This window comes from Streptosporangium sp. NPDC001681 (assembly GCF_040298085.1).
GTDB lineage: Bacteria > Actinomycetota > Actinomycetes > Streptosporangiales > Streptosporangiaceae > Streptosporangium.
This window is the reverse complement of sequence record NZ_JBEOZN010000252.1, coordinates 1-5,121: the sequence shown is the minus strand read 5'-3', so window position 1 is coordinate 5,121 and position 5,121 is coordinate 1. Positions and strand designations below refer to the sequence as shown.

Genomic DNA, 5,121 nt, shown 5'->3' with positions numbered 1-5,121 from the left:
GCCTGGGACATGTCCGCCGTGGCGGAGAACGTGACCATGGTGGTGTCCGAGCTGGTGAGCAACGCGATCCTGCACGGGAAGGCGCCGATCACCCTCGCCCTGTTCCAGTACGGGCGGGTCGTCCGTGGGGAGGTCACCGACCACAGCGCCGGGTGGCCGAACCCGGTCCCGGCCGGTCCTGATGAGGAGCACGGTCGCGGGCTGGCGATCGTCACGGCCTACGCCGACCGGTGGGGCGTCGTACCGGCGTCGGAAGGCAAGCCGGTGGACGGCAAGACCGTCTGGTTCATCTGCGCGGAGTGGAGATCCCGGTGAGCGGCCCGCTGTCCATCCTGGACCTGCCCGATGGCGTGCGCCTCTGCGCGGGGTGCGGCACCCGCATTGTCACGCTGGCCGCCGCGGTACGCCTGATCTGGGCCGACGTCACCGACGACAAGATCTCGGCCGAGACCGTCGAGCAGATCACCGCGCCGGTCGCAGACATCTGGGTCGACGTGCTCTGCAACCCGTCCTGCCCACCGGGCGACCACGAGCCACATTCGGGCTGACCGCGATGTCACCGCGCCGGGCGGCCCTCCCCGCCTGAGCCGGAACCATCCTGATCGACCATCTCCTGCACCGCCTCGACGACCTCGAACTCGGCGGCCGGGGCCTGCGCATCGTCGCCGAACTCACCCACGGCCACTGCGGCACCCAATGGATCCGGCTGTGCGGGACCGGTCAACTCGGCACCGGCGTCTGGTTCGACCTGCCCACCCGGCCTCACCAACCCTGAACCCCCGACCTCCGGGTTCGGCGGGATCGTCCCCACTTCCCACCGATCCGCTGAACCCGGAGCCGGTCCAGGCCCGCAGGCCCCCTTGCCGGACGTGGACCGTACACAAGGCCGGCGTCCACGGACCTGATCCCCACGCGTCCGGGACGCCGGCCTCTCCATCCCGCGATGGCCCAGCAGGATTCGGCCCACAGGAGACGGAGACCGGTCTTTCGGCGCCGGTCCTGCTCGTAGCGGATCAGCATCCGGCGGCAGTGGCCACAATCGTCGCCGGGTTGCCCGCTTCTCAAGGCTCCCGCGCCGGGGTGGTGGAACACTCGGTCTACGTCCACCCCGCGGCCCGAGGCCGCGGTGTCGGCTCCGCGCTGCTCGCAGTGCTGATCGCCTCCACCGAGGCCGCTGGAATCTGGACGATCCACTCCGGCGTCTTCCCCGAGAACACCGCGAGCCTCGCCCTGCACGCACGCGCCGGGTTCCGGGTGATCGGCACCCGCGAGCGGATCGGACGCCACCACGGCGTCTGGCGTGACGTCGTACTGATCGAGCGCCGCAGCCCGGTCATTTCCTGACACCACACCCGAGCCCGTCGGCTCGCACCGAACGCCCCGTACTCACCAGGTGCGCCGGTCAAGCTCCGCCGGGTTCGGCCCGGGGAGTCCGTCCGTGTCGCGCAGCGCGTACAGGTTGCCGTTCGAGCTGCCGACGTAGACGAGGCCGCCGGCCACGACCGGCCGGGTCTGGAACCTGCCACCGGTCTGAAAGTGCCAGCGGGGCGCGCCGGTGGCCGCGTCCAGCGCGTGCAGCGTGCCGCCCTCGTCCTGGGCGAAGACGGTGTCCTCGTGGACCGACACCTGGGCGATGAGCGGCCTGCTCCACCGTTCTTTCCCGGTTTCGGGGTCGAGGGCGTGCAGGCTCCGGCCGGCGACGTAGACCTTCCCTCGTGACGCGGTGACGTTCCACCGGCCGCTGTCGCCCTCGGTGGTGAGCCTCCATCGCTCCCGGCCGGAGGCGGCGTTCAGCGCGTACGTGCGCCCGGCGAGATCGCCGAGGTAGACGGTGCCGCCGATCACAACGGGGTCGTACCGGACGGCGGCGCTGACGCGGGCGCGCCACCGTGCCTTCCCGGTGGCGGGGTCGAGCGCGGACGCCTTCGCGCCGGTGATCACGAAGATGGCCTCCCCGGTCGCGGCCAGGTAACCGGCCGGGTTGATATTTCCGGTGCCCACGCGGGAACGCCAGCGAAGCGCGCCCGTCCTGGCGTCGAGGGCGTACAGCATGCCTTCCCGGCTGCTCACGTGGACGGTACCGGCGGCCACGGCCACGCGGCCCAGGGTGCCGGGGACGCGGAAGCGCCACCGCTGCTTGCCGGTGGCGGCCTCCAGCGCCACGACGTGGGTGAGTCCGACGCCCGCGTACACGCCGCCGTCCTGGATGACGAGGTCATGGATGCCGACGTACCGGGTGTCGAAGCGGCGGTTCCACCGCATCCGGCCGGTGGCGGTGTCGATGGCCGCCACCCCGTCGCTCCTCGCGCCGTAGAGCACGCCGTCCACGAGCATGGGCGTGGCCGGCCAGGATTTCCACCGCGCCCGGCCGGTGACGGCGTCCAGGGCGTACAGACCGTCGTCGGCGCCGGCGTACACCACACCGCCGTCCACCACCGGGTCGATGTTGACGCTCCCGTCGGCGAGATGGGTCCACCCGCCCGTCCGCGCCGGAGGCGGGACGCGCTCCCCCGGCCGGTAGCGGGCCATCAGGTTGTCACGCACCCGGAACGCGGCCAAGCGCTGCACCAGTCGCGACGGCGACGTCAGATGGACGATGACCGGGCCCACGTTGACCAGCGTCGCGCCGAAGGTCCCCCCGGGGCCGTGGGCGGTGTAGGAGAAGATGCCCTCGCCCTCGATCGTGGGGTCGTAGTCGAAGCTCTCGTGACGCCTGGTCAGCTCGGTGGCGGCGGCGAAGAGGGCGCCGGCGTCCGGGGACACCCAGCTCACGGAGAGCGAGATGACCCCGCCGTCGTCCTCGGGTGGCACCCAGTCGCAGGTCACGGGCCTGGGCAGGGTGAGGCGGCCCAGGGACTTGTTTCCCGGGACGCGGCGGACGTCCTGGCCGAGGTCGCGCGAGGTGAGCAGGGAGCAGGCGTCCGGCCAATCGCCCGGCGGGACGCCGCCGAGTGCGACGGGGCCGGTGGGACGTCCGTAGGCGGGGCGCAGGGCGGTGATCCGGGCGTCACCGTGGATGAAGGCCATATGGGAGGTCGCCCCCACGAAGACGGTGGTGTGGGTGAGCGGCCTGTCGAGGGGGAGCGGGATGGGAGGGCCGGTGTCCTGCTCTCGCGAGTTGAGGTAACCGGGTAGCGGCCACGCGTTGTTCCAGTCGAACCCGGGACGGTCCTCCGCGTCGGGATGCCGGCCGACCTCCGGCGCCGGGCTTCCGGCGGTGGCCCGCTCCAGGTGGGAGCGGGGCAGCGGTGTGCCGTCCCGCGTGAAGAGGAACTCGTCGCCGTTCACCGCCGCGATGACGAAGCCCTCCGACGCACTCTTGAACCAGAGCCGGACGCCGACGCCCGGCACGACGCTCCAGGTGGTCACCGGACGTGTCCAGTTCCGCCGTAGCGTGCGCGGATCGAAGGAGTCGAGCCGCACGCGACCTTGCCCGCAGCGGCTCAGCAACAGCAGAGCCCCGGATGTGGAGCCGGTCTCTCCCTCGCAGCCCACCGCCACGGCGGCCCGCGCCCGGACGCCGCCGGTTCGCGCGTCGAGCAAGAGCAGCCCGGACTCCCGGTGGAAGACGACGACGCCGTACTCGGACATCAGGATCCGCGGAAAGTCGTGCGCCCGTGGCCCCGACGGGGACAGCGCGTGCCGCCACAGCGGTCCGCCGGAGGCCAGGTCGTAGCCGTACAGGGTCCGGTCCGACGATCCTTTCCGGCTCCCGGCCACGACGAGGGTGCCGGCCGTGGCCCACGCGTCGCTGAGGGAATGGAGCGGGGTGCGAATGGTGAGCCGGATCGCGCCGGTGCCGGGATCGCGCACGGTCACCGTCCCCTCTTCCGACATCGCCATGATCAGATTCTCGCCGGACAGGAAGGAGAACGAGGCCGTCTCATCGGCGGGGGCCGACCACGCCGCCTTCCACCCCACGAGCTCCAGCGGAGGCCGCCCGTCATCGGCGACCGCGAGCGCGGCGGCCACCGAGAGCGCCGCCAGAACCCGGAGGCAACGGGTGATCAGCATGTCCGGCGTTTCCCGCAGGAGACCGGCCGCCAGCCGCCCTGCGGCGCCTGCCGGTAGTAGGACCGGTACCGGGCGGCCTCGCCGGTCAACCGGAACGGCCCCCCGTCCGGCCCTTTGACCACGACCTCTTCCGTACGGCCGTCCGCGAGCACCGTGACCCGCAGGTCGAACTCGTAGTACGCCTTCTTGCCGGTGAAGCTCAGGCTGAGCGTGACCGGCTCATCCCGTTTCAGGTCAATCTGCTTCTTCCGGAAGTACGGGGTGTCCCCGCCGGTCGTGAACCGAGGCGCGGGACGGTCGAGGTCGGCGGCCATCTCGACGGTGCCCGCCTCGCCGCCGCCGGTGATGGCGATCAGGCGGGCGCCCTCCGACACCGGCCTGCGGGCGAGGACCTGCGGCTCGATGTCCACGATGCGCAGGCTGCTGCGGTTCCCGGTCAGCACGACGGTGACGTTCATGCTGTCGATCAGGGCCATCTGGTGGCGCGCCAGCATCGCCTCACGCTGCTTGCCCGCGTGGGCGGCCAGCATGAGCGCCCGGTCCTCGGGGGCGGTCACCGGTTCGCGCAGGACGGTGTCGCGCTCGGAGTAGTCGACGGCTACGTGGCCGACGGTGATCGGGGCGGCGCCGCGTACCTGCTCGACCGTGTCGGAGCCGTGCGCGTTGTACCACTCGGTGAACACGACGCCGAACGCGGCCAGGATCACGGCGCTGACGATCCCCGCCAGCCACGCCAGCAGCCCTTTCGACCGGGCGGGATCGGACGCCTCGGCACCATCCTGCCGCTGGGCCGCGGCGTCGCGGCTGGTCGATGTGCGCTTGTTCCGGCGAGCTCTGCCCATGGGGACGCATTCCTCCACGACCGATCTTCGAGACCAGGGTAGGCACGAGCTTGAGCGCGAAGGAGCAGTTTCCGGTTATTCACGGCTGTCGGCGAGCATGTCCGGCGTGTCCTGCGGCTTGGAGTCGATCCTGCCTCGGGTGATCGGGAGTCCGAAGAATTCAGGGCAAAGTGATCTTAATGTCATAAAGATCCACGATCGTGGAGGAGTGCGAACGTGGCTCAGTGATCAAGTTAGGAAGCGGCTGGGTACGTTTGGCCTGATT

At 71.2% G+C, this 5,121-nt stretch carries 6 protein-coding genes; 3 read left to right on the top strand and 3 right to left on the bottom strand.

From position 1 onward, the window contains the following. Both ABT130_RS46880 and ABT130_RS46875 read left to right on the top strand, forming a co-directional pair. The coding region (locus tag ABT130_RS46880) for an ATP-binding protein (protein ID WP_350966398.1) at positions 1-315 on the top strand (315 nt) is incomplete at its 5' end. Then, positions 312-548 (top strand): hypothetical protein, encoded by a 237-nt coding sequence (locus ABT130_RS46875; RefSeq protein WP_350966397.1) that lies wholly within the window; start codon positions 312-314, stop codon positions 546-548. The genes ABT130_RS46880 and ABT130_RS46875, both read left to right, overlap by 4 nt. 8 nt (positions 549-556) lie before the next feature. Here ABT130_RS46875 and ABT130_RS46870 read toward each other — a convergent pair whose 3' ends face one another. After that, the gene (locus tag ABT130_RS46870; RefSeq protein ID WP_350966395.1) at positions 557-685 is read right to left on the bottom strand and encodes a hypothetical protein; all 129 of its coding nucleotides are present in this window, start codon (positions 683-685) and stop codon (positions 557-559) included. Between the two features lie 11 nt (positions 686-696). On the opposite strand from ABT130_RS46870, the gene ABT130_RS46865 reads away from it, so the two are divergent. After that, positions 697-1,344: a GNAT family N-acetyltransferase gene (locus ABT130_RS46865; protein ID WP_350966394.1), complete on the top strand. Its 648-nt coding sequence runs from the start codon at positions 697-699 to the stop codon at positions 1,342-1,344. A gap of 42 nt (positions 1,345-1,386) precedes the next feature. Here ABT130_RS46865 and ABT130_RS46860 read toward each other — a convergent pair whose 3' ends face one another. Together ABT130_RS46860 and ABT130_RS46855 are read right to left on the bottom strand one after the other, a co-directional pair. Further along, positions 1,387-4,014 (bottom strand): outer membrane protein assembly factor BamB family protein, encoded by a 2,628-nt coding sequence (locus ABT130_RS46860; protein ID WP_350966393.1) that lies wholly within the window; start codon positions 4,012-4,014, stop codon positions 1,387-1,389. Next, positions 4,008-4,856, bottom strand: a complete 849-nt coding sequence (locus ABT130_RS46855; protein ID WP_350966392.1) for a hypothetical protein — start codon at positions 4,854-4,856, stop codon at positions 4,008-4,010. Before ABT130_RS46855 ends, ABT130_RS46860 begins: the two co-directional genes overlap by 7 nt. Between the last annotated feature and the right edge of the window lie 265 nt (positions 4,857-5,121).